At 74.8% G+C, this 25,591-nt stretch carries 20 protein-coding genes and 1 pseudogene; 14 read left to right on the plus strand and 7 right to left on the minus strand.

Translation table 11 applies throughout. From position 1 onward, the window contains the following. Positions 1-11: 11 nt before the first annotated feature. Positions 12-1,031: a nitronate monooxygenase gene (locus JN535_RS00990; RefSeq protein ID WP_205201155.1), complete on the plus strand. Its 1,020-nt coding sequence runs from the start codon at positions 12-14 to the stop codon at positions 1,029-1,031. A 22-nt stretch (positions 1,032-1,053) separates the two neighbouring features. Here the strand turns inward: JN535_RS00990 and JN535_RS00995 are convergent, their stop codons facing one another. Beyond that, positions 1,054-2,001, minus strand: a complete 948-nt coding sequence (locus tag JN535_RS00995) for an ArgP/LysG family DNA-binding transcriptional regulator (RefSeq protein ID WP_205201157.1) — start codon at positions 1,999-2,001, stop codon at positions 1,054-1,056. A gap of 70 nt (positions 2,002-2,071) precedes the next feature. On the opposite strand from JN535_RS00995, the gene JN535_RS01000 reads away from it, so the two are divergent. Continuing rightward, positions 2,072-2,725, plus strand: coding sequence for a LysE/ArgO family amino acid transporter (locus JN535_RS01000; protein WP_307868038.1), 654 nt, complete (start codon positions 2,072-2,074; stop codon positions 2,723-2,725). A gap of 13 nt (positions 2,726-2,738) precedes the next feature. Here JN535_RS01000 and JN535_RS01005 read toward each other — a convergent pair whose 3' ends face one another. The 4 genes from JN535_RS01005 to JN535_RS01020 form a co-directional block, all read right to left on the minus strand. Then, positions 2,739-3,119 (minus strand): VOC family protein, encoded by a 381-nt coding sequence (locus JN535_RS01005; protein WP_205201161.1) that lies wholly within the window; start codon positions 3,117-3,119, stop codon positions 2,739-2,741. Between the two features lie 108 nt (positions 3,120-3,227). Further along, positions 3,228-3,548 carry a hypothetical protein gene (locus tag JN535_RS01010; RefSeq protein ID WP_205201163.1) on the minus strand — a complete coding sequence of 107 codons (321 nt, stop codon included), beginning with the start codon at positions 3,546-3,548 and terminating at the stop codon, positions 3,228-3,230. Between the two features lie 84 nt (positions 3,549-3,632). Continuing rightward, positions 3,633-3,932 carry a hypothetical protein gene (locus JN535_RS01015; protein ID WP_205201165.1) on the minus strand — a complete coding sequence of 100 codons (300 nt, stop codon included), beginning with the start codon at positions 3,930-3,932 and terminating at the stop codon, positions 3,633-3,635. Between the two features lie 90 nt (positions 3,933-4,022). Beyond that, positions 4,023-4,892 carry an MBL fold metallo-hydrolase gene (locus JN535_RS01020; RefSeq protein WP_205201167.1) on the minus strand — a complete coding sequence of 290 codons (870 nt, stop codon included), beginning with the start codon at positions 4,890-4,892 and terminating at the stop codon, positions 4,023-4,025. A 69-nt stretch (positions 4,893-4,961) separates the two neighbouring features. Between JN535_RS01020 and JN535_RS01025 the strand changes: the two genes are divergently transcribed. The 5 genes and pseudogenes from JN535_RS01025 (at position 4,962) to JN535_RS20480 (ending at position 9,356) form a co-directional block, all read left to right on the plus strand. Continuing rightward, a complete protein-coding gene (locus tag JN535_RS01025; protein ID WP_205201169.1) occupies positions 4,962-5,480 on the plus strand; it encodes a VanZ family protein in 519 nt (172 codons plus the stop codon). Between the two features lie 136 nt (positions 5,481-5,616). Next, the gene (locus JN535_RS01030) at positions 5,617-6,591 is read left to right on the plus strand and encodes a LacI family DNA-binding transcriptional regulator (RefSeq protein ID WP_205201171.1); all 975 of its coding nucleotides are present in this window, start codon (positions 5,617-5,619) and stop codon (positions 6,589-6,591) included. 98 nt (positions 6,592-6,689) lie between these two features. Further along, positions 6,690-7,727, plus strand: coding sequence for a glutaminase A (gene glsA / locus JN535_RS01035; RefSeq protein ID WP_205201173.1), 1,038 nt, complete (start codon positions 6,690-6,692; stop codon positions 7,725-7,727). A 92-nt stretch (positions 7,728-7,819) separates the two neighbouring features. Continuing rightward, positions 7,820-8,209: pseudogene (locus JN535_RS20475) on the plus strand (MFS transporter); the annotation flags it as partial. A 133-nt stretch (positions 8,210-8,342) separates the two neighbouring features. Continuing rightward, the gene (locus JN535_RS20480) at positions 8,343-9,356 is read left to right on the plus strand and encodes an MFS transporter (RefSeq protein WP_307868039.1); all 1,014 of its coding nucleotides are present in this window, start codon (positions 8,343-8,345) and stop codon (positions 9,354-9,356) included. A 6-nt stretch (positions 9,357-9,362) separates the two neighbouring features. Here JN535_RS20480 and JN535_RS01045 read toward each other — a convergent pair whose 3' ends face one another. Together JN535_RS01045 and JN535_RS01050 are read right to left on the minus strand one after the other, a co-directional pair. Further along, complete coding sequence (locus tag JN535_RS01045; protein WP_205201176.1) at positions 9,363-10,529, minus strand: YihY/virulence factor BrkB family protein; 1,167 nt, start codon at positions 10,527-10,529, stop codon at positions 9,363-9,365. Positions 10,530-10,735: 206 nt separating this feature from the next. Further along, the gene (locus JN535_RS01050) at positions 10,736-11,887 is read right to left on the minus strand and encodes a LacI family DNA-binding transcriptional regulator (protein ID WP_240200486.1); all 1,152 of its coding nucleotides are present in this window, start codon (positions 11,885-11,887) and stop codon (positions 10,736-10,738) included. A gap of 278 nt (positions 11,888-12,165) precedes the next feature. Between JN535_RS01050 and JN535_RS01055 the strand changes: the two genes are divergently transcribed. From JN535_RS01055 to JN535_RS01085, 7 genes are all read left to right on the plus strand, one after another. Further along, positions 12,166-13,539 carry an ABC transporter substrate-binding protein gene (locus JN535_RS01055; protein WP_205201180.1) on the plus strand — a complete coding sequence of 458 codons (1,374 nt, stop codon included), beginning with the start codon at positions 12,166-12,168 and terminating at the stop codon, positions 13,537-13,539. Positions 13,540-13,787: 248 nt separating this feature from the next. Beyond that, entirely contained in the window at positions 13,788-16,790 is a 3,003-nt protein-coding gene (locus JN535_RS01060) for a CBM35 domain-containing protein (protein WP_205201182.1), read from the plus strand. A 173-nt stretch (positions 16,791-16,963) separates the two neighbouring features. Next, positions 16,964-19,561 carry a glycoside hydrolase family 31 protein gene (locus JN535_RS01065; RefSeq protein WP_205201184.1) on the plus strand — a complete coding sequence of 866 codons (2,598 nt, stop codon included), beginning with the start codon at positions 16,964-16,966 and terminating at the stop codon, positions 19,559-19,561. A 195-nt stretch (positions 19,562-19,756) separates the two neighbouring features. Beyond that, positions 19,757-20,098 carry a carboxymuconolactone decarboxylase family protein gene (locus JN535_RS01070; protein ID WP_205201186.1) on the plus strand — a complete coding sequence of 114 codons (342 nt, stop codon included), beginning with the start codon at positions 19,757-19,759 and terminating at the stop codon, positions 20,096-20,098. An 89-nt stretch (positions 20,099-20,187) separates the two neighbouring features. After that, a complete protein-coding gene (locus JN535_RS21375; protein WP_205201188.1) occupies positions 20,188-22,422 on the plus strand; it encodes an AAA family ATPase in 2,235 nt (744 codons plus the stop codon). Between the two features lie 191 nt (positions 22,423-22,613). Continuing rightward, on the plus strand, positions 22,614-24,986 hold the full coding sequence (locus tag JN535_RS01080; RefSeq protein WP_205201190.1) for an arylsulfatase: 2,373 nt from the start codon (positions 22,614-22,616) through the stop codon (positions 24,984-24,986). Positions 24,987-25,113: 127 nt separating this feature from the next. Continuing rightward, positions 25,114-25,590: a DUF6325 family protein gene (locus tag JN535_RS01085; RefSeq protein ID WP_205201192.1), complete on the plus strand. Its 477-nt coding sequence runs from the start codon at positions 25,114-25,116 to the stop codon at positions 25,588-25,590. The last annotated feature ends 1 nt before the right edge of the window (position 25,591 follow it).

Below are 25,591 nucleotides of genomic sequence, written 5' to 3' on the forward strand. Positions count from 1 at the left end.
GGATCCGACCCATGAGCGAGCAGCTCCTGGACTCCCGGCTCCCGATCGTCGCTGCCCCGATGGCCGGCGGCCCGACGACCGTCGCGCTGTCGGCCGCCGTCGCGTCCGCCGGGGCGTTCCCGTTCCTCGCCGGCGGGTACCGAACTCCCGAGGCGCTCGCGGCGGAGATCGAGGCGCTGCGCCCTGCGGCTCCGGCCTTCGGCGTGAACCTCTTCGTGCCGTCGCGGGACGACGTCGACCCGGCCACGCTCGCCGCCTACGCCGCCGAGCTCGCGCCGGAGGCGGACGCGCTCGGGGTCGTGCTCGACCCGACGCCCGTCGTCGACGACGACCGCTGGGAGGAGAAGCTCGCGCTCCTGCTCGCGCGACCGGTCCCGGTGGTGTCGCTGACGTTCGGACTGCCCGGCCCGGCCGCGGTGGCCGCGCTCCGGGCGGTCGGGACCCGGGTGCTCGCGAGCGTGACCGCGCCGGACGAGGCGCGGCTGGCCCGCGACGTCGGCGTCGACGGGCTCGTGGTCCAGGGTCCGGGCGCGGGCGGACACAGCGCCGTCCACGACCCCGCGCGCACCCCGGACCCGTGCACGACGGCGGAGCTCGTCCGACGGGTACGGCGCGAGGTCGACCTGCCGGTCGTGGCGGCGGGCAGCGTCGACGGGCCCGACGCCGTGCGCACGCTCCTCGCCGCAGGGGCGCAGGCGGTGGCCGTGGGGACGCTCCTGCTGCGGACCGACGAGGCCGGGACGTCGCCCACCTACCGGCGCGCGCTCGCCGACCCCGCCTTCACCGAGACGGTCCTCACCCGTGCCTTCACCGGCCGGCCCGCCCGGGCGCTGCGCAACGGCTTCGTCGAGCGTCATCAGCAGAGTGCGCCCACCGCGTACCCCGCGGTGCACCACCTGACCCGCGGGCTGCGGCAGGCCGCCGCGGCGGCGGGCGACGCCGACCGCCTGCACCTGTGGGCCGGGACCGGCTACCGGAACGCGTCCGCCGGGCCCGCGGCCGACGTCGTGCGGGCGCTCGCGGGCGTCTGAGGGAGCGGGCCGCGGCCGGACGTCAGGGAGCGCCGAGCGCGGCACGAGCCGCGCGCGCGACGGCCGCCGCCACGCGGTCGAGCGACGTCGAGTGCAGCCGCCACTGCTGCCAGTGCTGCGGGACGTCCATCGCTCGGGCGTCGTCGAACCCGACCAGGCGCCCCGCGCGCTCGGCAGGGGCGCTCTGGAGGTCGGGGAGCATGCCCCAGCCCATGCCGAGCTCGATCGCGCGGCGGAACTCGTTCGACGCCGGGACGTAGTGGCGGGGCGGGTCGATCACCGTCCCCGCCGTGCCCACCTCCTGGGTGCGAAGCCGCAGGTAGCGCTCCTGGAGGTCGTCCTTGCGGTCGAACGCGAGGACGGGCGCGCGCGAGAGCGCGGCGGCGGTCGGGCCCTCCGGGAACCAGCGCGCGGCGAACGCGGGGCTCGCCATGGGCCGGTAGCGCATTTGGCCGAGCAGGGTCGAGCGGCAGCCGGGGACAGCCTCGGCGACCGAGGTCACCGCAGCGACCGCCGTCCCGTCGCGCAGCAGGCCGATGGAGTGCTCCTCGTCCTCGCGCAGCACCTCGAGCCGCGCCCACCCCGACGCCTCGACCAGCGCGGGCAGCGCCCAGGTCGTCAGGGCGTCGCCGGAGACGACGAGGGTGACCTCGGGCAGCGGCGCGACGCCGCCGGCCTCGGTCGGGTCGAGTGCCGGCCGCTCCGCGGGCCGGATCCCCAGCTCCGCGAGCACGTCGGCCTGCTGGAGCTCGAGGTGGTGCGCGTGCCGGACGAGCACCTGGCCCGGCGGCGTCAGCTCGGCGGGCTTCCCGCGGCGTACGAGCACCTGGCCGACGGCCGACTCGAGCGCGCGGACGCGCTGGCTCACCGCCGACGGAGTGACCCCCAGCCGGTGGGCCGCCGCGTCGAACGTCCCGGCCGCGGCGATGGCGGCGAGCGTGCGGAGCTGGTCGGGCTGGAGGTCCACCATGAAGCGCATCTTAGGGAACTGAAGAATCTATCGCTGTACTTCAGACCGTCCGGTGCCTACCGTCGAGGACGTGCTCGCCGCCCTCTCGCCCCTGGCCGCCGGTCTCGCCGCCGGGCTGTCCCTCATCGTCGCGATCGGGGCGCAGAACGCGTTCGTGCTGCGCCAGGGCCTGCGCCGCGAGCACGTCCTGCCCGTGGTCCTGGTCTGTGCGCTCTCGGACCTGGTGCTCATCGCCGCCGGGACGGCGGGGCTCGGCGCGCTCGTGACGGGCGCACCCGTGCTGCTCACCGTGGTGCGCTGGGGCGGCGCCGCGTTCCTCCTCACGCTCGCGGCGCTCGCCGCCCGGCGCGCCCTGCGGCCCGGCGGGCTCGACCCGGCCTCGGGCGCGGGCGCGACGAGTGCGCGCTCGGCCGTCGGGACGTCGCTCGCCCTCACGTGGCTCAACCCGCACGTCTACCTCGACACCGTGCTGCTCCTCGGGTCGCTCGCGGCGGGCTACGCCGCCGCGCACGCAGGGGGCGCCGGTGCCGCGGACCCCGACGCCGCGCGGTGGCTCTTCGGGGCGGGCGCGATGGTCGGGAGCGTCCTGTGGTTCACCGCGCTCGGCTTCGGGGCACGCCTGCTCGCGCCCGTGTTCGCGCGTCCCGGCGCGTGGCGCGTGCTCGACGCGGCGATCGCCGTCGTCATGGCGACGATCGGGGTGTCGCTCCTGCTCGGCGGCTGACGCGGCGCCGGCCTCAGGACGTCGCCCAGACCCCCAGCTCGTTGCCGCTCGGGTCGAGGAAGTGGAACCGCCGACCGCCGGGGAACTCGTACGGACCCTCCACCACCTGGCCGCCCGCGCCCTGCACGGCGGCGAGCGTCGCGTCGAGGTCCGCGGAGAACAGCAGGACGAACGGACCGCCTCGCGACACGTCGGCCGCCTCGGCCAGGCGCAGCCCGCCCGCCTCGTCCTCGCCCGACTCCGCGGCCGTGCGGATGCCCGCGTACCCGGGGCCGTAGGGGACGAACTCCCAGCCGAAGGCCGTGCCGTAGAACGCCTGCGCCGCCGCGAGGTCGGTCACGGGGAGCTCGACGTAGTCGATCGAGTGGTGGATGCCGTGCACGTGCGTGCTCATGCGGTCATCGTCGCGCGGGCCACCCACGCGCGCGCCCCCGCAGCGCGCTCGTCGTCGCGTGGTGACACGACGCTGAGCCCCACGGGTCCGACGACGGGCCGCGGGGGTTCAGGCGACCCCTACCTCGACCCGAGGGCGAGGGGTCAGCGAGACCAGGCACTGCACGACGCGGTGGACGTCGTGGCGCTCCGCCCCGGTCACGAACGCCACCGTCGTCGGAGCAGGAGGGAGCGGCAAGGGCGTGATCGCGTACTCGACGACTGGATCCGCCACGCACGGACCGATGTCCGCGCGCGTCGGCTGCACGGAGAGAAACCAGGGGCCGGAGGCCGGGACGTACGGTGCGGCGGCGGGGGAGTGCATGGCCACGAGTGCGAGCGGGAGGGCGGCCGCCGCGACGGCGATCGCGACCCACGTGCGTCGTCGCATCGGTTCTCCTGTCTCGAGGAGCGGCGCCCCACCCTCTCCGGCGGTGGGCGCCTCTCGCGCGGCCCTGCGTCCGGCGACCCGCCGTCACGGCCGCGGGTCGACCCGGCGCCACGGCTTGTCGTCGCGCCGTGCGCCGGTGCCGGCGGCGCACCGGCGGCACACTGACGTGACGGCGTCGGCGTCGCGCCCGGTCGTGGGCTGGACGTCCGCCCACGTCACGTGGGGGAACCGGACGAGGCCCTGGCGGCTGAGCTGCAGGCGGCACACCGTCGCGTTCGTGCCGCGCTCCCACGCGTGGACCTCCCCGGCCGGCATGCGCACGCCGTCCGGGTCGACCCACGTCCCGGTCGCCGCGACCGCCGCCCCTGACACGCGTCTGGGCATCGCACTCACCTCCCGCACCCATCCTGCGTCGGGCCGGGGGCCGTCGCAGCCCTGGCTCGGGAGGCCAGCGCGGCCCGGGGAGCGGTCCGGTCAGGTGAGGTGGTCGAAGTCGCCGCGGACCCAGGCGGCGTGCCGCTGCGCGGAGCGGAGCACGACCTCCCGCGCGTCGGCGGGGATCACGCCCTCGAAGTTGTTGTACAGCCGCTCGAACGGGCGGCGCGCGACGTGCTCGGCGACGCGCAGCACGACGGCGGCGGACAGCGGGATGCGGTTGGGGTAGGACCGCATGAAGCTCACGGACGTGCGGTCGGGGTTGGCGAAGATCGTGTCTCCGGACAGGAGCACGCCCCGGCCCTCGGCGCCGGCCGCCCAGTGCACGACGGCGCTGCCGGGGAAGTGCCCGCCCGGCTGCGACAGGACGACGCCGGGCAGCACCTCGCGCTCGCCGGTCCACGTCTCGATCACCGGGTCGGGGCGCGCGACCCAGTGCGCGTCCGCCTCCGCGACGAGCACGGGCACGCCCCCGAGGGCGCGGCTCCACGCGACCTGGACGCCGAACATGTGGGGGTGGCTCGCCGCGATCGCGACGACCGGGCCGAGCGCGCGCACCCGCTCGACGGCGTCGTCGTCCACGTAGCCGGGCGGGTCCCAGATCAGGTTGCCCGCCGGGGTGCGCAGGATCTTGGCCTGCTGCCCGATCCCGACGCTCGGCTCGCTCGACAGGCCGAACAGGTCCGGCTCGAGCTCCTCCAGCACGAGGCGCTCGCCGGCCGCGGCCAGCTCCGCGAGCGTGGTCCACGCCTGCCCGCTCGCGGGGACCCACTGACGCTCGTCGGCGCAGATCGCGCACACGTCGGGGCGCTGGGCGTGCTCGACCGCGCACGTCCGGCAGATCCACCACTCCTCGGGGGAGACAGAGGCGTCGGGGGCGAGGGGCTCGGGGGACGGCGTCGTCGTCATGGGCACAGGTCTACCGTGACCTGCCGACACGCGGTAGCCGCACCCGTCGACCTGCGAGACTGGCGCCCCATGATCTCCACGGTCCTCGTCGCGCATCCCTGGCTGTCGCCGCTCGCCCTCCTCGTCCTCGCCGTCGCCGGACCGCTCGTGGGCACCTGGCTGGCAGGCCGCCGACCGCTCGCGTGGGTGCTGTTCGGTGCCTCCCTGCTCCCCGTGCTGCTGCTGACCCTCGTGCCGGTCGACCGCGAGCTCTTCGCCGTCTGCACCGTGAGCTGGTCCCTCCCGACGCCGGGGCGCGTCGAGCTGCTGGCGAACGTCGTGCTGTTCGTGCCGCCGGCGCTGCTCGCCGCGGTCGCGCTGGGCAGGCCGCTCGTCGCGCTCCTCGGCGGCGTCGCCGTCTCCGCGCTCGTCGAGGTCGTCCAGGCGCTGGTCCCGGCGCTCGGGCGGTCGTGCGACACGAACGACTGGCTCTCCAACTCGATCGGCGCGCTGCTCGGCGCGGGCCTCGCGGTGGTGGCGCTCCGGGTCGCGGACCGCCGGGACCGCGCGACGAACCCGGGCCCGGTCCCCACCGCGCGTCGGTCCTGAGGAGCGCGCCCGGGCCCGGCGACGAGCCGGGGCCGACACGACCGTGGGAACGCTTCCACGAACGGCCCTCGGCGGGTTAGCGTGGTGCTCCGGGCGCCGCCCGTCACCGCCGACAGGACCTGCCCAGGAGATCCCCATGCCGCCCACCACGCTCGACGACGTCGCCGCGGCGGCCCGCGTCTCGCGGTCGACCGCCTCGCGCGTCGTGCGGGGCACGGGTCCCGTGTCCGACGCGGCCCGTCGCGCGGTCCTCGCCGCCGTCGAGGAGCTCGGGTACGTGCCGCACCCGGGTGCGCGGTCGCTCGCGAGCGGGCGGGGCGAGCGCGTCGTGGTCGCGGTCGGGTCGCCGTCCGCGGACCTGCTGGGCGACCCCTACGTCGCGCGCGTCGTCGCGGCGGCCAGCCGCGCGGCGGACACCCAGGGCGTCGGCGTGGCGCTGCGCTGGCTCGGGCGAGACCCGCGCGACGAGCTGGCCCGGCTCGCGCGCGACCCGGGCGTGGGCGGCGTGCTCCTCGTCGACTACTCGGCCGAGGTGCTCGCGAGCGTGCCGCGCATGCTGCTCTCCCGCGTGGCGGCGATCGGTCCCGCCGACGACCGCGTCCCCTCGTACGACGTCGACGCCGCCGCGGGCATCACCGCGCTCGTCGAGCACGTGCTCGCCGATGGGCGGCGCGACGTCGTCATGCTCACGGGGCCCGACTGGCTCCCCGGCGCGCGGCGGGCCGTCGAGGCCTACGACGCCGTGGTGCGCGCCGCCGGCGTCCCGCACCGCGTCGTGGCCGCCGACCTCACGTCCCCCGCGGGCGCGGAGGCGGCCCGCGAGGCGCGCCGGCGCTGGCCCGGCGTGGACGCCCTCGTCGCGATGAGCGACACGCTCGCCGTCGGGGCGATGCGGGCCCTCGCGGAGGACGGCGTCCGCGTGCCCGACGACGTCGCCGTCACCGGGTTCGACGACCAGCCCTTCGCGGAGCAGGCCGGTCCGGGCCTGACGACCGCGACCCACCCCGTCGAGCGGATCGCGGCCGCGGCCACGGCCGCCCTCCTGGACCGCCGTCGGCGCGACGACCAGCGCACGTTCCCCTCGGTCGTCGTCCGCCGCACGAGCGCCTGAGCGCCGAGGGCGAGAGCGTGGGGCTTCCGCCTGCGCTCCGGGGCCGGGCGTGGAAGCATCGCGCTGGGCCGGACGTGCGAGCGAGGGCGGGGGCAGGCATGGAGCTGGGTGTCGGCCGCGTCGAGCAGGAGGTCGCGACGGGGTCGCTCCCGGGCTGGGGCCGCGTCGAGGAGCGCGTCCGTGCGGCGCACGAGCGCTACCGCGGGAACGACGACGGCGCGGTCGCCGACTACATCCCCGTCCTCGCGGAGGCCGACCGGTCGCTGTTCGGCGTGTGCGTCGCCGAGTCGGGCGGTGCGGTCCACGCCGTGGGCGACGCCGACGTCGAGTTCTCCGTCCAGTCGATCTCCAAGGCGTTCGTCTACGCGCTCGTGTGCGAGGCCTACGGGCACGAGGGTGTGCTCGAACGGGTCGGGGTGGACAACACGGGCCTCGCCTTCAACTCCGTCATGGCGGTCGAGCTCCACGACGGCCACCCGCGCAACCCCATGGTCAACGCGGGCGCGCTCGCGACGACGGCCCTCATGCCGGGCGCGTCGTTCGCCGAGCAGTGGGAGAACGTGAGGACCGGGCTGTCCCGGTTCGCCGGTCGGTCGCTCGAGCTCGACGGCGAGGTGTACCGCTCGGAGTCCGCGACGAACATGCGCAACAAGGCGATCGCGCGGCTCCTGGAGAGCTACGGACGCATCGAGGTCGACCCGCTCGAGGTCGTCGACGTCTACACCAGGCAGTGCGCGCTGCGCGTGAGCGCGCGCGACCTCGCGGTCATGGGGGCGACGCTCGCGGACGGCGGCGTCAACCCGGTCACGGGCGAGCGCGTGGTCTCGGCGCAGGTGTGCCGCGACACGCTCGCGGTGCTCGCCGCGACCGGGATGTACGAGCGCTCGGGGGAGTGGCTGTTCGAGATCGGCCTCCCCGCCAAGTCCGGCGTGGCGGGAGGGATCGTCGCCGTCGCGCCCGGCAAGGGGGCGATCGGCACGTACTCCCCGCCCCTGGACCCGGCCGGGAACAGCGTGCGCGGGCAGCGTGCGACCGCCTACCTCTCGCGCACGCTCGGCCTCAACCTGTTCGCGTCGTCCCCCCAGGTCCCCGTGACGCCCACCCGCCCGACCGAGAGAAGGGACCCGGCATCGTGAGCACCCGTGTCGTCGACAGCAGCACCGCACCGGCGACGGAGGACCGTCGGTCGTGGGTGCCGATGGTCGGCCTGTTCCTCGCGCAGGTCCTCATGTCGTTCAACGTCGCCGCCCTACCGGTGTCGTTGGGCGGCATGGTGGAGGACTTCGGCGTCCCGCCGACCGTCGCGAGCACGACGATCGTCGTCTACGGCCTCGCGGTCGCCGCGCTCGTCATGACCGGGGCGAAGCTGGGGCAGCGGATCGGGTGGGTCGCGATCTTCCGCGTCGTCGTGGCGACGTTCGCCGGGTCGGCGCTGCTCATGATCCTCTCGCCGACCGTCGCGTGGGCCATCACGGGCCAGGCCGTCGCCGGCGCCTCGGCCGCGATCATCGTGCCCGCCCTGGTCGCCCTCATCGCGGAGAACTACCGCGGAGCCCAGCAGGCGACGGCGATCGGGTCGCTGGGGTCGGCGCGCGCGGTGTCGGGCATGAGCGCGTTCTTCATCGGCGGCGCGCTCGGGACGCTCATCGGCTGGCGGCCCACGTTCGCGATCGTCCTGGCGCTCGCCGTCGCCGTCTTCGTCCTCAGCTTCCGGCTCCGACGCCGGCGACCCCGGTATCCGGATCGACCTCGTGGCCGCGCTGCTCGTCGGCGCGGCGGTCGTCGCGCTCACCCTCGGCTTCAACAACCTCAACGCGTGGGGTCTGTTCTTCGCCGCGCCGGGGGCGCCGTTCGACCTCGTCGGGGTCTCGCCCGCGCCCCTGCTCGTGCTGCTCGGCGTCGTGCTCGGGCAGACGTTCTTCTGGTGGACGCGGCGCCGGACCGCCGCCGGCAAGGTGCCGCTCGTCGACCTGTCCGTCCTCGCGCGCCCGAGCGAGCGGGCGGCGGTGTACGCGATGTTCGTCGTGGTCGCGCTCGAGGCCGCGCTGAACTTCACCGTGCCGCTGTACATCCAGATCGTGCAGGGCCGCACCCCGTTCGACACCGCGCTCGCGATGATGCCGTTCAACCTCACGGTGTTCGTCACCGCGACGCTCGTCGTCCGGTTCTACCGGCGCTACCCGCCGCGCACGATCGGGGTCTTCGGCTTCGCGCTCACCACCGTCGCGCTGCTCTGGCTGTCGCTCGTCGTGACGAACAACTGGGAGACGCTGCCCACGATCCTCGGCCTCGTCGTCTTCGGGATCGGCCAGGGCGCCCTGGTGACGCTCGTGTTCAACGTGCTCGTCACCGCGGCGCCCAAGACCCTCGCGGGCGACGTCGGCTCGGTCCGCGGCACGACGCAGAACCTCGCCTCGGCGGTCGGCACCGCGCTCGCGGGGGCGCTGCTCGTGACGATCCTGTCGTTCAGCGTCGGACGCGCCGTCGTCGAGCACCCCGAGCTGCCGCCGTCGCTCGTCGCCCAGGTGGACCTGGACACCGTCAACTTCGTGAGCAACGACGACCTGCGCACGGTCCTCGCGGGAACCGATGCCACGCCGGCGCAGGTGGACGCGGCCGTCGCGCTCAACGAGGAGGCGCGCCTGGGCACGCTGCGGATCGGGCTGCTCATCCTCGCCGGGGTGAGCGCGACGGCGATCCTCCCCGCGAGCCGCCTTCCGCGCTACCGGCCCGACGAGATCCCGGACCCGGCGCCCGCCCGGTAGGCCGCCTTACGCGTCGCACCGGTCGCCGTCGCCCTCCGAGCGCGCCGTCCCTGGGCCGGTCTCGCGGGTCGGGCCACCGTCCCGGGAGTCGGCGTCGGCGGAGTGCCCCCCGCTCTCGCGCAGCGCACGCGCCTGCTCGACGGCCTCCTCGCGCTTGGCCGCCTTCTTGTCGCTCGCGCGCGTGTCCCGCGGCGGGAGCTGGAGCCGCTCCTCCGCCTCGAGACCGCCCTGGAGCTCTCGACTGCGCTCGACCTCGGCGTCGAGCTCCGCCCCGAGCAGGAGCGCGAGGTTCGTCAGCCAGAGCCACAGCAGGAAGATGATGACGCCCGCGAGCGTGCCGTAGGTCGCGCCGTAGCTGCTGAACCCGCTGCCGAGGTACAGCCCGAAGCCCGCAGAGGCGACGACCCAGACGAGGATCGCGAGGATCGCGCCGGGGCTCACCCACCGGAACTTGGGCTGCTTGACGTTGGGCGTGAGGTGGTAGAGCAGCGCGACGAGGATCACCACGAGCAGGAGCGCGACCGGCCACTTGGCGACCTGCCAGACGGCGATCGCGGTGTCGCCGAGGCCCACGAGCTCGCCCACCTGCCGCGCGATCGGCCCGGAGAGCACGAGGCTCGCGACGACCAGACCCGCGAGGACCACGGTGACCACGGTGACGCCGAGCATCGCGGGACGCAGCTTCCAGATGGGTCGCCCCTCCTCGACCTCGTAGATGCGGTTCATCGACCGGGCGAACGCGCCGACGTACCCGGACGCGGACCACAGCGCGAGCACGACACCGATGACGAGCGCGAACCCGGCCTTGTCGGTGTTCGCGGCCTGCTCGACGAGCGGCTCGATCATGTCGAGCGTCGTGGACGGGACGACGCCCTCGACGCTCGTGAGCACCGAGTCCACGGCCTTCTCGCCGTCACCGACGAGGCCCAGCAGCGAGACGAGCGCCAGGAGAGCGGGTGCGGAGGCGAGCACGGCGTAGTACGTGAGGGCCGCGGCGAGATCGGTGCACTGGTCGTCCATGAACTCGCGGACCGCACCCTTGAGCGCGAACCCCCACGACGGCTTGTGCAGGTCGGTGGGGGAGTCGGGCTTGCGCTCGGCGTCGGGGGCGGGCATGGCCGCGGCGTCCGCCGTGGTCTCGGACGCGTGACGTCCGCTGCTGCTCTCGGTCATGGCGGCCTCCTCGGTGGGCGTCGCCTCGGCGCACGACGCTCGCGTCGGCGGACCGGCCTCGCGGCCCGTCCCGGACCCTCACCACGCTCGGGGCGGCGGGCTCCACCCGCAAGCGGGGACCGGTCAGCGCGACCCGCCCGCGTGCTCGGCGAACGACGCGAGGACCAGGTCCCGACCGCCGTCGTACCGGTCACGGGCAGCCGCGGCTACGGCGCGGCCGCGGTCGACCGTCGCTCGACCAGCGCGACGTCGATGCGGGTGACGCCCGTCGGGCCCTCGGCCGGCTCGTCGCGGGTCGCGCCGAGGGCGGTGCGTCGGGGTCGGGACGCGCCGTCGTCGAGCGCGTCCAGGAGCAGGTCCGCCGCGGTGCGTCCCTTGAGCGCGGTGTCCTGCGCGACCGTCGTGAGCGGCGGATCGACGTACCGGGCGATCTCGGCGTCGTCGAACCCGACGACGGACACCTCGCCCGGCACGCTGACCCCGGCCTGCGCCAGCCCGCGCGAGATCCCCGCGGCGAGGACGTCCGCCGTCGCGAAGACGGCCGTCGCGCCGGGATGGCTGGCCGCGACGCGCGCGGCGGCGTCGAGGCCGTCGTCGTACGTCGTGTTCGCCGGTACGACGTGCAGCACGACGCCGTCCCCCGCCTCGCCACGGACCACGTCCTGCGCCGCTCCCTCCTCCCGGGTGTGACGGTCGGGCGCGCTCGGCTCGGCCGCGTCGGCCGGGTCGAGGCCGAGCCCCGCGCGGAAGCCGGCGAGGCGCTCGCGGACGACCTGGCTCGTCGTGCCCACGGGCCCGCACAGCACGACCTCGCGGTGACCCAGGGCGCGCAGGTGCGCGCCCGCGAGCCGCCCGCCCTCGAAGTCGTCGGCACGCACGGTCGCGGCACCGGGGGCGTCCACGTAGGTGTCGACGACCACGGCGGGCACGCCCCGCGGCAGGTCGAGCGTCGCGAGCTCGTCGTCGGTGAACCCCATGACGACGATCCCGTCGAGGTTCCAGCGCTGCACGGAGTCGAGCACGTCGCGGTGGTGCGTGACGCCCCGCAGCATGAGGTGGTGGTCGCGCTCGCGCAGGCGCGCCTCGACGGCCCCGGCGACGGCGACGTCGTGCGGGCTGCCGAGCAGGCTGCCGCCGTCGGCGCGGTCGGGCAGCAGGAGCCCGACGAGACGCGTGCGCCGGGCCGCGAGGCTCTGCGCCGGACCGTTGGGCACGTAGCCCCGCGCGGCGACGATGCGCTCGACCTCGCGGGCCGTCGCGGGGGAGACGCGGCCGAGGTTGCCGTTCACCACGTTGGAGACGGTCATGACGGACACGCCCGCCTCGCGGGCGATGTCCTTGAGCGTGACGCGGGCCATCGTCGGCACGGCTCCTTCGGTCGTGGGCGGGGCGCGGGTCGGCCCGAGGGTCGACGGTAGCGGCGACGGCGTCCGGGCGCCGTGACCAACTCGTGACCCGTCGGTCGCTTGACGCCGATCCTAAGCGCGTTTAGCGTTAAACGTGTAGCGCTAAACCTGCACTGCTCACGGTGGGGACGGCGACCGACGGGACGTACCGGCGGCGTCGAGGGGCAGCGCGTTCCCGACACCCAGCAGACGCGGGCATCATGGCCCGGAGTCCTCAGCGAGGAGAGACGATGAAGTCAGCAACCACGGCGGGCGCGGCCGCGCTCACCGGCGCCCTGGTCCTCACCCTGACCGCGTGCAGCACCGGCGGCGAGGGCGACGGCGCCGCGAGCTCCGGCGCGGTCGAGATCGAGGTCTCGATCGACGCCGGCCTGGACGACGACGCGCGAGCCAAGTTCGACGAGCGCGTCGCCCAGTTCGAGGAGGAGCACCCGGACATCACCGTCACGGCGCGCGAGTACACCTGGGAGGGCACGACCTTCGCCACCGAGCTCGCGGGCGGCACGCTCCCCGACGTCTTCACCATCCCGTTCACCGACGGCCGTGGCCTCATCGAGCGCGAGCAGATCGCCGACATCAGCGACCTCGTCGCCGAGCTCCCGTACGCGGAGGACTTCAACCCGAACGTCGCGCAGGCCGGCCAGGCCGCCGACGGCTCGATGTGGGCCGTGCCCATCGCCGCCTACAGCCAGGGCCTGCACTACAACCGCACGCTGTTCGAGCAGGCCGGGCTCGACCCCGACGACCCGCCGACCACGTGGGAGGAGGTCCGCGAGGACGCGAAGACCATCGCGGACGCCACCGGCGTCGCGGGCTACGCGACCATGACGTCGAGCAACACGGGCGGCTGGATCCTCACGACGCTCACCAACGCGTTCGGCGGGTACGTCCAGGAGTTCGACGGCGAGACCGCGACGTCGACGATCGACACGCCCGAGCTCACCGAGGTGCTCGAGTACCTGCACGCGCTGCGGTGGGAGGACGACTCGATGGGCGCGAACTTCCTCTACGACTGGGGGAGCATCAACCAGGACTTCGCCGCGGGTCAGATCGGGATGTACGTCTCGGGCGGCGGCAACTACGGCAACCTCTTCACGCAGAACGCGATGAACCCGGACGACTACGGGCTCACCGTCATCCCCCTCGTCGGCGACGGCGGCGTCCTCGGCGGCGGCACGCTCGCCGCGGTGAGCGCGAAGGCGTCGCCCGAGGAGCAGGCGGCCGGCGTCGAGTGGATCGACTTCTACTACATGGAGAAGCTCACCGACGAGGCGGCGGCGAAGCTCGACGCGGAGACCGCCGTCGCGAACGACCAGCCGGTCGGCGCCCCGGAGCTCCCGGTCTTCGACGAGCAGACCTACCTCGAGTCGCGCGCCTGGACCGCGGAGTACGTCAACGTGCCGGTGGACCAGATGAGCTCCTACACCGAGAACATCTTCGACCAGCCGATCGTTCCGGAGCCCGCGCGCTCGACGCAGGAGATCTACGCGCTCCTCGACCCGGTCGTCCAGGCCGTGCTCACGGACGAGAACGCCGACATCCCGGCACTCGTCGCCCAGGCGCAGAAGGAAGCCCAGGCGCTCCTCGACGCCGCCCAGGGCTGACGCCCACCGCCGAACCCGGGGTTGCTGCACCCCCCGGTGCCGAACCCGCCCGTATCCCCGGGTTCGGCACCGTACCGGCCTACAACCCCGGGTTCGGCGTCTCGCCCACGCCCCCGCAGACCACCCCCCAGCCGTCCGTCCTGCGGTCGAAGGAGATCGTCGTGCACCGAACCTGGCCCACCTCCACCCCCACCCTTGCTGCGGGCATGAAATGGGCACGTTCGAATCGTTCCGACAGGGCCCATTCCATGCCCGCAGCGGGGGCTGTGGTCGCCGCGCTCGTCGGGGCCGCGCTGGTCGCCGGGCCCGCGGCGGCGGAGCCCGCCGTCCTGCCCGCCCCGTCGTCCGAGGCCGCGGTGGCCGGGGTGCTGCCGATCGAGCTCGAGGCGGAGCACGCGGTGCTCGCCGGGGGCGCGGGCGTCAACGACAACCACCTCGGGTTCTCCGGGACCGGGTTCGTCGACGGGTTCGTCATCGACCACACGGGGACCGCGAGCGTGACGTTCACGCTCGTCGTCCCGGAGGCCGGCGAGTACGGCCTCAACCTCCGGTACGCGAACGGGCTCGGCTCCGACATGACGCTCTCGCAGGTCGTCGTGCACGACGGCGCGACCGAGGACCGGCAGGTCACGCTGCCCTCCGCCGTGGGCGCCTCGTGGAGCACGTGGTTCGTGCACCAGGAGGTCGTGTCGCTCGCCGCGGGCGAGCAGACCGTCGTCTACCGCTTCGACGCCGGCGACACGGGCAACGTCAACCTCGACGCGATCGCGCTGACGACGGTCGGCGACCTCTCGACGCCTGGCGGCGGTGCGACCGAGCCCGGCACGGAGCCGGGCTCGGGCCCGGACACGCGGTACGACGACGTCGCGGACGTCCTGCGCACGACGACCCCGCGCACCGGCCGGCAGTACGAGGCCGAGGACGCGTTCACCGCGAACGGCGCGACCGCCGGGGCGGAGGGCGTCGATCTGGCCTCTCCCCGTGCGCGCCTCGTCGTCGCGGTGGACGCGGCGAAGGCCGGCGACCAGACCGTGACGTTCCGGTACCGCAACAGCACCGGCGCCGACCAGGACGTGGTCCTCGCGGTGGACGGGCAGCCCGTCGGGCGTCTCGTGCTGGCCCCGCGCGAGCGCTGGGGCGACGTCGCGGTGACCCTCCCGCTCCGCGCCGGGCTGGGCAGCGTCGAGCTGCGCCGCACGGGCGCCGAGGGCGACGCGCCCGACCGGGGTGCGCCGGCGCCGTCGGGCCTGGAGATCGACCGCGTGACGCTGCAGCGCGGCGAACCGTTCGCGGACCGCGGCGCGTCCACGCCCGCGACGACGTACGAGGCCGAGCACGGCCGCACGACCGGCGAGGTGCTCGCGCCGAGCCGCGCGTTCCGCACGGTCGCGGCCGAGGCGTCCGGCCGTCAGGCCGTCACGCTCGACCGCACCGGCGAGCACGTCGAGTGGACCCTCACGGAGCCGGCGAACGCGATCGTGCTGCGCGCTTCGGTGCCGGACTCGACCGACGGGACGGGCCAGGACGGCTCGCTCGGCGTCTACGCGGGCGGGCGCAAGGTCGCCGACGTCGACGTCACCTCGCGCTACTCCCACGTCTACGGCGGCTATCCGTACGGCAACGACCCCACGCAGGGCGGGGCCCAGCGGTTCTTCGACGAGACGCGCGTGGTGCTCCCGCGCGAGCTGAAGGCCGGCACGACGCTGCGCCTCCAGCGCGACAGCGCCTCCGCCGACCTCCCGTACACCGTCGACCTCGTGGAGACCGAGGTCGCGCCCGCGCCGCTCACGGCACCTCCCGGTTTCGTGGACGTGCGCGACCACGGCGCCTCGGACGACTCCTCCACGGACTCGTCCACAGCCACCCCGACCGACGACACCGCCGCGTTCGTCGCTGCGGTCGCCGCGGCGCGCGAGGCCGGGACGGGCGTGTGGGTCCCGCCCGGCCGTTTCACGCTGACCGACCGCGTGCGCGTGCACGACGTCACGGTCCGCGGCGCGGGGCCCTGGTACTCCGTGGTCGCGGGCCGCGCCGGCAAGGGCGGCTTCTACGCTCAGGGGTCGGGCGTGACGATCGCGGACCTCATGGTCGACGGCGACGTCCGGTTCCGCGACGACGCCCGGTTCGACGCGGCGCTCGAGGGCAGCTTCGGGCAGGGCTCGCTCGTGCAGAACGTGTGGGTCAGGCACACGAAGGTCGGTCTCTGGGCCGACACCGGCACCGACGGCCTGTACGCGCTCGGGCTCCGCGTGCGCGACACGTTCGCCGACGGCGTCCACCTGCACGGCCGGGTCACGGACACGCGCGTGGAGCACACGACGGTGCGCAACACCGGCGACGACGCGATGGCGATGTGGTCCTCGGGCGGCGCGGTGACGCGCTCCTCGTTCGTGCGCAGCACGGTCACGAGCCCGCTGCTGGGCAACGGAGCCGCGATCTACGGCGGCGACTCGAACCGTGTCTCGGGTCTCGTCGTGCGCGACACGCTCACCGCCGCCGCGGGTGTCGCGGTCAGCACGCGCTTCAACCCGGTGCCGTTCTCGGGAACCACGGTCGTCGAGGACAGCACGCTGATCCGCACCGGTGGGTGGGAACCCAACTGGAGCACGTCGTTCGGCGGCATCTGGGTGTTCGCGGACACGAGCCACATCACGACGCCCGTCGTGATCCGCGGCACCGAGATCCTCGACTCGACGTACGAGGGACTGCTCGTGAGCGGCAGCCATTGGGTCAATGACCTGCGGGTCGGCGACACGACGATCGAGCGCACCGGGTCGTACGGCGTCGCCGTGCGCCTCGGCGGCGACCACCGGTTCTCCGACGTCCGCGTCTCGGGCGTCACCACGCAGCCGGACGGCGACCACCACCTGTGGGGCACCGTCCACGACGAGGGCGGCAACGACGGCCTCCTCGAGGACGCGCCCGCGACGTGCTCGGTCGAGGCGGGGACGGTCACCGTCGGGGGCACGACGCTCACGACCGTGCGCGTCACCACCACCGGCACCGAGCCGTTGGATGGCTGGGAGCTCGCGTGGTACGCGCGGCCGGGCGACGTCGCGGCCGCGGGGATCGGCGCCACCGTCGCGCAGGACGGCACGCGGGTCACGGCGTCGGGCCGGACCGTGCTGCGCCCGGGGCGCAGCACGACGTTCGTCGTGCTCGGCACCACGCACGTCCCCGGCCTCCGCGTCGCCCCGGCGTTCGACGCCGCCACGCTCGACGGCCTCGCGTGCGGGGTGACCCGCCCGTGACCGTGACGGCCCGGCCCACCCACCGGTGCCGAACCCGGGGTTGCAGCACCCCTGGTTGCCGAACCCGCCGACATCCCCGGGTTCGGCACCGTGTCCGCCCGTAAACCCGGGTTCGGCGGCCGACCCGGCATCGACCCAGCATCCCGAGCCAGCACCGATAGGAACCACCGCACATGACCTTCCCGCCCCGCCTCGCCACCAGCCCCGTCGCCCGTCCCGGGGCGACGATCCGGGGCGACGGGTACCGGATCACGGTGCTCGCCGACGGTCTCGTGCGGCTCGAACGCGCGGAGGACGGCGTGTTCGAGGACCGTGCGTCGGCGTTCGCGCTGCACCGCGACCTGCCGGTGCCGGACTTCCGGGTGACCCGGTCCGGCACCGGTTCCGCGGGCGGGGTCGAGATCGTCACGGACCGGCTGCGCCTGCGGTACGACGGGGGGCCGTTCAGCGCGAGCGGGCTCAGCGTCGAGGTGCTCGGCGCGCACTCGGCCTACCACGGGGTGTGGCGGTACGGGCAGCGCGGGCCGGGCGTCCCGGCGACGGCCGTCCCCGTGGAGCCCGACGCCGTCGGGAACGGGCCGGGCAACCTCGGCGGGACGGCGCGCACCCTCGACGAGGCGGACGGCCCGGTCCCGCTGGGCCCCGGGGTGGTCTCGCGCGACGGCTGGGCCGTGATCGACGACTCGACCAGCCTCGTCCTGGCCGACGACGGCTGGGTCGTCCCGCGCGACGGGTCGCGCCAGGACCTGTACGTCTTCGCGTACGGGCACGACTACCGGGCCGCGCTGCGGGCGTTCTACGCGCTGTCCGGCCCGCAGCCGGTGCTGCCCCGCTACGCGCTCGGCACGTGGTGGAGCCGCTTCCACCGGTACTCGGCCGACTCGTACGCCGAGCTCGTGCGGCGCTTCCGTCGCGAGGGCGTCCCGTTGTCGGTCGCGGTGCTGGACATGGACTGGCACGTGACCGACGTCGACCCGCGCCACGGGAGCGGCTGGACCGGATACTCCTGGAACCGCGACCTGTTCCCCGACCCGGCGGCGTTCCTGCGGTCCCTGCACGACGACGGCCTGCGCGTCACGCTCAACGTGCACCCCGCGGACGGGGTCCGCGCGTTCGAGGACGCCTACCCGGAGATGGCCACCGCGCTCGGTCGCGACCCCGAGCACGGCGAGCCGATCCCGTTCGACGTGACGGACCGCGACTTCCTGCGTGCCTACACCGAGGTGCTGCACCGCGGGCTCGAGCGCGACGGCGTCGACTTCTGGTGGGTCGACTGGCAGCAGGGCGGCGTCTCGCGCGTGCCCGGCGTCGACCCGCTGTGGATGCTCAACCACGTGCACTACCTCGACAACGCGGGCGAGGAGTCGCGGGCCGCCGCGGGCCGGGCGACGCGAGCCCTGACCTTCTCCCGGTACGCCGGTCCCGGGAGCCATCGCTACCCCGTCGGGTTCTCGGGCGACTCCGTGATCTCGTGGGAGTCGCTCGACTTCCAGCCCTACTTCACCGCGACCGCGAGCAACATCGGGTACGGGTGGTGGAGCCACGACGTGGGCGGCCACATGCACGGCACCAAGGACGACGAGCTCGCGACGCGCTGGGTGCAGTACGGCGTCTTCTCGCCGATCCTGAGGCTGCACTCGGCGGGGAACCCGTTCACGCGCAAGGAGCCCTGGACGTTCGGCGCCGAGGCCCGCGACGCCCAGGTCGCGGCGCTGCGCCTGCGTCACCGCCTGCTGCCGTACCTGCACACGATGAACGTCCGGGCCGCGCGCGAGGGCGTCCCGCTCGTCCAGCCGCTCTACCACGAGTGGCCGGAGGCTCCCGAGGCCTATGCGGCCGGCAACCAGTACCTCTTCGGGTCCGAGCTCGTCGTCGCGCCGATCACGGCACCCGCGGACAGCGCCTCCGGAGCCGCCGCGGTGCGCGCGTGGCTCCCGGAGGGCACGTGGGTCGACCTGCTCGGCGGGCTGGTCTACGACGGCGGTCGGGAGGTGTGGCTGCACCGTGACCTCACGGGCATCCCCGTCCTCGCGCGCACCGGCGCGGTCGTGCCGCTCGACGGCGCGACGGTGCCCGGCAACGGCGTCGCGCACCCCGAGCACGTCGAGGTGCTCGTCGTGGTCGGGTCCGACGGCGCGCTCGACCTCGTCGAGGACGCGGAGGGCCTCCCCCCGGGCGGCCTCCCCGGCGGGCTGCTCGGCGAGACCCCGGGGGCCGCCCCCCACGAGGCGCGCACACCGGTGACGTTCGACCAGGCGACGGGCCGCGCCGCCGTCGGACCCGTCCAGGGGGACGCGCGCGTGGTGCCTCCGGTGCGGCGCTGGACGGTGACGTTCCCGGCGCTCGGGGTGGCCGGCGGCCGTCCGGTCGACGACGTCGCACCCGTCGTCACCGTCGACGGCACGCCCGCCGACGCCCTCGTCGAGCGCGACGACCGCGGGCTGCACGTCACGGTGGAGGCGGTCGCACCGGCGTCCCGCCTCGTCGTCGACCTCGGGCACGACCCCCGCCTCGCGGACAACGACGTCGCCGCCCGCGTGTTCGCCGCGCTCGACCGTGCTCGCGTCCCCTACGACGACAAGGAGCGCGCCCACCGCGTGCTCACGGCGGACCGGCCCCTGTCGGTGCGCGTGTCGCACCTGCACGCGCTCGGACTGCCGCGCGCGCTCGAGTCCGCGCTCACCGAGATCCTCCTGGCCCGTAAGCCAGGCCAGCACGTCACCGGCGGGGACGTCCTCACCGGCCTGTCGGGAGCCGTCCGACCGGCCTGAGCGTCCATCGGGGTGCCGCGCCGTTCGTGCTGGGGCGGCGCGGCACCCGGACGGGCGACCGCCGCGCCGTCGTGGTCGTCACGCGTTCTGCGTGACGACCCCGCGCCGGGCCGTCGGCATGCTGGTGGAGGGGCGGACGACGGACCCGGGTGGTCAACCCCGGTCGGCGAGGCGTCGGAAGGGTGGGTGGTCGTCGTGGATCACGCAGAGCTGCTCCGGTTGCTCACCGTCAACGACGAGCGCGTCGCTGACCGTGGGGACCTCGGGGAGGACGCGCTCACCGGGCGGGACCGGGCCCTGGTGCGGATCGCGGCCGCCGTCGCCGTCGGTGCGTCGGTGCCGACGTACGGGGCCGAGATCGACGACGCGGTCGAGGCGGGTGTCGACCCCGCGGAGGTCGTGGCGGTCCTCGCCGCGGTCGTGCCGGTCGTCGGGCTGCCGACGGTCGTCGCCGCGGCACCGCGGGTCGCGCTCGCGCTGGGCCTCGAACCCGTCGAAGGCTGGGACGACGCGGAGGAGCCCGGTGGCGTGCCCTGAGGCCCCGCTCCGGGCCGCCGTCGCGGCGCTCCCGGGTGATTTCACCCGCTCCTGTTGAGGGGTCCGTAGGCCGCTCCTAGGCTGCTGGAGTGTCCCACGGGAGCCGCCAGGCGGTCACGGCACGACCGGATCTCAGCACGGCGCTGCTCGCGGGCAAGGTCCGGCCACCGGCGCCTCGTCAGGGTGCGGTCTCGCGGCGCGGGCTCGTCGACCGTGCGCGGCGCGACGGCGCTCGGGTCGTCGTCGTGTCGGCCCCGCCGGGCTACGGCAAGACGACGATGCTCGCCGAGTGGGCGAGCATGGAGGACCGGGCGGTCGCGTGGGCCAGCCTCGACCGGCTCGACGACGACCCCGGGGCGCTCCTGACCCTCCTCGCGCTCGCGTGCGCGCCCGTCTCGCCGGAGGTCGCCGCGGTGTCCGCGGAGATGCGCGGCACCGGGGCGGCGATGCTGGGACGGTCCGCGCCGCTGCTCGCGGCGGCGCTCGCGCGCACCGCGACGCCGTTCGTGCTGTTCGTCGACGACCTCCACGAGGCGGGCTCCGTAGCGTGCCAGGACGTGCTCGAGGTCGTGCTCGGCGGCGTGCCCCCGGGGTCGCAGGTCGTCGTCGCGAGCCGTCGCACACCGGGGCACGGCGCGCGGCGGCGCGTGGAGGGAGACCTCGTCGAGATCGGGCCGGACGACCTGCGGGTCGACGCCGACGGCGCGCGCGCGATCTTCCGGGCCGCGGGCGCCGCTCCGGACGACGGCATCGACGCCGTCGTCGAGCGGTGCGAGGGCTGGCCGACGGGCGTCTTCCTCTGCGCGCTGCTCGTGCGCGACGGCGAGGACCCCGCGTCGCTCACGGGGACCGACCGGTTCGTCGCGGACTACCTGTACCGCGAGTGCATGACCACGCTCTCCGCGCCGACCCAGCACTTCCTGCGCGCCACGGCCGTGCTCGACCAGCTCTCGGCGGCGACGTGCGACGCCGTGCTCGAGACCACGGACGCCGCAGCGCGCCTGCGCGAGATCGAGGACGCGAACCTGTTCCTCGTCCCGCTCGACCACCACCGTGGCTGGTTCCGCTACCACCCGCTCTTCCGCGAGTTCCTGCTCGCGGAGCTCGAGCGCGTGGAGCCCGACGCCCTCGCACCGCTCCACCGGCGCGCCGCCGCGTGGCACGTCGACGAGGGGCTCGAGGCCCGGGCGGTCGAGCACCTCCTCGCGGCGGGCGACGTCGAGGAGGCGGCCGTCCTCGTCGGGCGCCTCGCGCTGCCGACGTACCAGGACGGTGGGGTCGCCGTCGTGACACGGTGGCTGGAGACCCTCGGCGACGCCGTCGTCGAGGCGTTCCCGGAGCTCACCGTCGTCGCCGCGTGGCGCGCGCTGCTGCTCGGGGAGTCCGCGACAGCCGAGCGGTGGGCCGCGGTGCTGGAGGGCTTCGACGCGGACCTCCTCCCCGACGAGGACCGCGTCGCCCTCGAGTCCGCCCGGTGCCAGGTGAGGGCGGCGATGTGCGTCGAGGGCCCGGAGGCGTCGCTCGCGTGTGCGAGCTACGCCGTCGAGCACGAGCCCGCCTGGAGTCCGTGGCGGGACCAGGCGCTCCACCTGCTCGGCTCGGCCCACCTGCTCGTGGGGGACCGGGAGGCGGCGCGGGACGCGTTCGTCGAGGCCGCGGCTCGCGGGACCGAGGCGGGGAACCCGGACTCGGTGCTCCTCAGCGAGGCGGAGCTGGCGATCCTCGCGATGGACGAGGGACGGTGGGACGACGCCGAGCGGCATGCTCGCGCCGCCGTCGAGACGGTCGACGCGCACCACATGGAGGGCTACTCCACCACCGCGATCGCCCTCGCCGCGCGCGCCCGCGTGGCCGCCCACCGTGGCGAGCGCACGGCGGCGGAGCGGTTCGTCGCGCGCGGGATGCGCGCACGGGTCCCCTGCACGTACGTCATGCCGTACCTCGCGCTGCGCGTCCGGCTCCAGCTCGGCTACGCGTGCCTCGCCCTCGGGGACCGCACGACGGCGTCGCACCTCGCCGCCGAGGCTGCGGAGGTGCTGCGCCGCCGTCCCCGTGTCGGCCTCCTGGCGGGCGAGGTGGCCGCGTTCCGGGAACGGCTCGAGACGGTCGCCGCGACCCACGGCGCTCCGCCGCTCACCCCGGCCGAGCTCCGGCTGCTGCCGTACCTCCAGACCCACCTCACCATGGCGGAGATCGGGCGTCGGCTCTTCGTCTCCCGCAACACGGTGAGCACCCAGGTCGGCGCGATCTATCGCAAGCTCGGCGCGACGACGCGCGGCGCCGCGGTCGAGCGCGCCGTGGCGCTCGGTCTGCTCGGGAGCTGAGCGGCCGCTGCCGCGGGGCGCCGCGCCGTCGATCGCGCGATCTGCGTGATGCCCTCCCGGTGGCGGTGGACCTACGGTCGACGCGTCGTCGGGCCGCCGGGCGCTCCCCACCTGCACGACGGTCCGGCGACCTGAGCCGGTCCGGCCGGCGCCGCCGGTCCGTGAGGTCGTGGACAGACAGGAGAGACACGATGAGTGACGAGCCCCGCCGGACGGTCGTCGGACGGCCGCTCCCCGCCGAGCGATCCCTGCCGTTCCCGCCCCGCCGGTCGGGGAGCGTCGCCGGCCGGACGATCCAGGAGTCCACCTACTCGCCGCGCCCGCCGGAACGGCACCTGCCCCCGGACGCGCCGAACGTCGTCGTCATCCTCATCGACGACGCGGGGCCCGCGCTCCCGACGACGCTCGGCGGCGCGGTGCGCACCCCGACGCTCGACCGGGTCCGCGCGAACGGCATCGGCTACAACCGGTTCCACACGACCGCGATGTGCTCCCCGACCCGTGCGTCGCTGCTCACCGGGCGCAACCACCACCGCGTCGGCAACGGCCAGATCGCGGAGCTCGCGAACGACTGGGACGGGTACTCGGGGCACATCCCCAAGAGCAGCGCGACGATCGCCGAGGTGCTGCGCCAGTACGGGTACGCGACCGGCGCGTGGGGCAAGTGGCACAACACGCCGGCGGAGGAGACGACGGCGGCCGGCCCGTTCGACCGCTGGCCCACCGGGTACGGGTTCGAGTACTTCTACGGCTTCCTCGCGGGCGAGGCGTCGCAGTACGAGCCGCACCTGGTGCGGAACACGACCCCGACGCTGCCGCCGAAGACCCCGGAGGAGGGGTACCACCTCAGCGAGGACATCGCCGACGACGCGATGCGCTGGCTGCGCGACCACAAGGCGAACGCGCCGGACAAGCCGTTCTTCGTGTACTGGGCCACCGGCGCGCTGCACGGGCCGCACCACATCATGAAGGAGTGGGCGGACAAGTACGCCGGAGCGTTCGACGACGGCTGGGACGTCTACCGGGAGCGTGCGCTCGCGGGCGCGAAGGCGGCGGGCTGGGTGCCCGAGGACGCCGAGCTGACGCCGCGCCCCGAGAGCCTCGCCGGGTGGGACGACATCCCGGACGACCAGAAGGCGTTCCAGGCGCGGCTCATGGAGGTCGCCGCGGGGTTCGGCGAGCACGCGGACGTGCAGGCCGGGCGTCTGCTCGACGAGGTCGAGCGGCTGGGCTACGCCGACAACACGATCGTCGTCTACATCTGGGGCGACAACGGCTCGTCGGGCGAGGGGCAGAACGGGACGATCAGCGAGCTGCTCGCGCAGAACGGCATCCCGTCGACCGTCGAGCAGCACATCGCCGCGCTCGAGGAGCTCGGCGGGCTCGACGCCCTCGGCACTCCGGCGACGGACAACCAGTACCACGCCGCGTGGGCGTGGGCCGGGTCGTCGCCGTACCAGGGCATGAAGCTCCTCGCGTCCCACCTGGGCGGCACGCGGAACCCGATGTTCGTGAGCTGGCCCGGGCACATCGAGCCGGACCCCGTGCCGCGCACGCAGTTCCACCACGTCGTCGACCTCGCACCGACGATCTACGAGATCCTCGGCATCTCCCACCCCGAGACGGTGAACGGCATCCCGCAGGACCCGATCGACGGGACGAGCTTCGCGTACTCGATCGACGACGCCGGCGCCGAGGGTCGCCGTCGGACGCAGTACTTCGAGATCATGGGCAGCCGGTCGATCTACGCCGACGGCTGGATGGCCTCGGCGACCGGTCCCCGCCTGCCGTGGGTCCAGGGGATGCCCGCCGGGATCCAGACCTGGACCCCGGACCAGGACCGGTGGGAGCTGTACCACCTCGACGAGGACTGGAGCCAGGCGCACGACCTCGCCGCGGAGCACCCCGAGAAGCTCGCGGAGCTCAAGGAGCTCTTCGCCATCGAGGCGGCGCGCAACGACGCCCTCCCGGTGGGCGGCGGCCTGTGGGTGCCGGTCATGCACCCCGAGGACCGGATCAGCCCGCCGTACACCGCGTGGGACCTCTCGGGCGACACGGTGCGCATCCCGGAGTTCTGCGCGCCCGCGCTGGGCAACCGGCCGAACCACGTGACGATCCGGCTGTCCGTCCCCGACGCCGCGAATGGCGTGCTCTACAAGCTCGGGGGAGCGGGCGGCGGGCTCACGTGCTTCCTGCTCGACGGGGTGCTCACGTACGAGTACAACCTCTTCCTCATCCAGCGGACCGTGGTCCGGTCGAGCGCGCCGCTCGCGGCCGGCGACCACACCGTGGAGGTCGTGACGACATACGTGGAGCCGCGTCCGGGGGGTCCGCTCGAGGTGGTGCTGCGGGTCGACGGCGACGACGTGGGCTCGGGAACCGTGCCCGTGAGCGCTCCGCTGCTGTTCTCCGCGAACGACTGCCTCGACGTCGGGCGCGCGTACGGCGGTGCGGTCTCCCGCGCGTACGCCGACCGCATGCCGTTCGCTCTCGACGGGCGCATCGACGCCATGCACGTGGAGTACCTGCTGCCCGTGAACGAGGCACCCCGCCACGGCGGGTGAGCGGTCGCGACGACGTCCCGCCCCCGGAGCCACTTCACGTGTTCTGCGTGAGGACGTGACCGGCGGCGGGCGCAAACCTGAGGACAGGCCCGCGCGCCGCGCGGGACGGATGCGGAGAGGACGGACCATGACGCAGGAACTCAGCGACCGGCTCGGTGACGAGCTCGGCGACCTCCGGGAGAGCGGGCCGATCGACTTCCTGGTCATCGAGCTCCCGACCGACCGTGCGACGGGCGACGCGGCCTTCCCGCACCTCGTCGACCTCGTGGACCGCGGCATCATCCGGGTGCTCGACCTCGTGGTCGTGCGCCGGGAGGACGACGGCAGCGTCATCGGCCTCGGGCTCGAGGAGCTCGACGACGGGTCGACGAACCTCGCGGTGTTCGAGGGCTCGCGGTCCGGCCTGCTCGGCGACGACGACCTCGACGAGGCCGCGAGCGCCGTCGACCCCGGCATGACGGCGGTCGTGCTGGTCTACGAGAACGTCTGGGCGGCGCCCTTCGCGACCGCCCTGCGCCGCAACGGCGCCCAGCTCGTCGCGAGCGGGCGCATCCCGGTCCAGGCGCTCCTCGCGTCGCTGGACGCCACCGAGCCGGACGCCTGAT

The organism is Cellulosimicrobium cellulans (assembly GCF_016921195.1).
In the GTDB taxonomy this organism is placed as follows: domain Bacteria; phylum Actinomycetota; class Actinomycetes; order Actinomycetales; family Cellulomonadaceae; genus Cellulosimicrobium; species Cellulosimicrobium cellulans_F.

Coding starts and splice junctions, on each gene's coding strand:
- JN535_RS00990 (WP_205201155.1), top strand. CDS start 12: ATGAGCGAGCAGCTCCTGGACTCCCGGCTCCCGATCGTCGCTGCCCCG.
- JN535_RS00995 (WP_205201157.1), bottom strand. CDS start 2,001: ATGGTGGACCTCCAGCCCGACCAGCTCCGCACGCTCGCCGCCATCGCC.
- JN535_RS01005 (WP_205201161.1), bottom strand. CDS start 3,119: ATGAGCACGCACGTGCACGGCATCCACCACTCGATCGACTACGTCGAG.
- JN535_RS01010 (WP_205201163.1), bottom strand. CDS start 3,548: ATGCGACGACGCACGTGGGTCGCGATCGCCGTCGCGGCGGCCGCCCTC.
- JN535_RS01015 (WP_205201165.1), bottom strand. CDS start 3,932: ATGCCCAGACGCGTGTCAGGGGCGGCGGTCGCGGCGACCGGGACGTGG.
- JN535_RS01020 (WP_205201167.1), bottom strand. CDS start 4,892: ATGACGACGACGCCGTCCCCCGAGCCCCTCGCCCCCGACGCCTCTGTC.
- JN535_RS01025 (WP_205201169.1), top strand. CDS start 4,962: ATGATCTCCACGGTCCTCGTCGCGCATCCCTGGCTGTCGCCGCTCGCC.
- JN535_RS01030 (WP_205201171.1), top strand. CDS start 5,617: ATGCCGCCCACCACGCTCGACGACGTCGCCGCGGCGGCCCGCGTCTCG.
- glsA (WP_205201173.1), top strand. CDS start 6,690: ATGGAGCTGGGTGTCGGCCGCGTCGAGCAGGAGGTCGCGACGGGGTCG.
- JN535_RS01045 (WP_205201176.1), bottom strand. CDS start 10,529: ATGACCGAGAGCAGCAGCGGACGTCACGCGTCCGAGACCACGGCGGAC.
- JN535_RS01050 (WP_240200486.1), bottom strand. CDS start 11,887: ATGGCCCGCGTCACGCTCAAGGACATCGCCCGCGAGGCGGGCGTGTCC.
- JN535_RS01055 (WP_205201180.1), top strand. CDS start 12,166: ATGAAGTCAGCAACCACGGCGGGCGCGGCCGCGCTCACCGGCGCCCTG.
- JN535_RS01060 (WP_205201182.1), top strand. CDS start 13,788: ATGCCCGCAGCGGGGGCTGTGGTCGCCGCGCTCGTCGGGGCCGCGCTG.
- JN535_RS01065 (WP_205201184.1), top strand. CDS start 16,964: ATGACCTTCCCGCCCCGCCTCGCCACCAGCCCCGTCGCCCGTCCCGGG.
- JN535_RS01080 (WP_205201190.1), top strand. CDS start 22,614: ATGAGTGACGAGCCCCGCCGGACGGTCGTCGGACGGCCGCTCCCCGCC.
- JN535_RS01085 (WP_205201192.1), top strand. CDS start 25,114: ATGACGCAGGAACTCAGCGACCGGCTCGGTGACGAGCTCGGCGACCTC.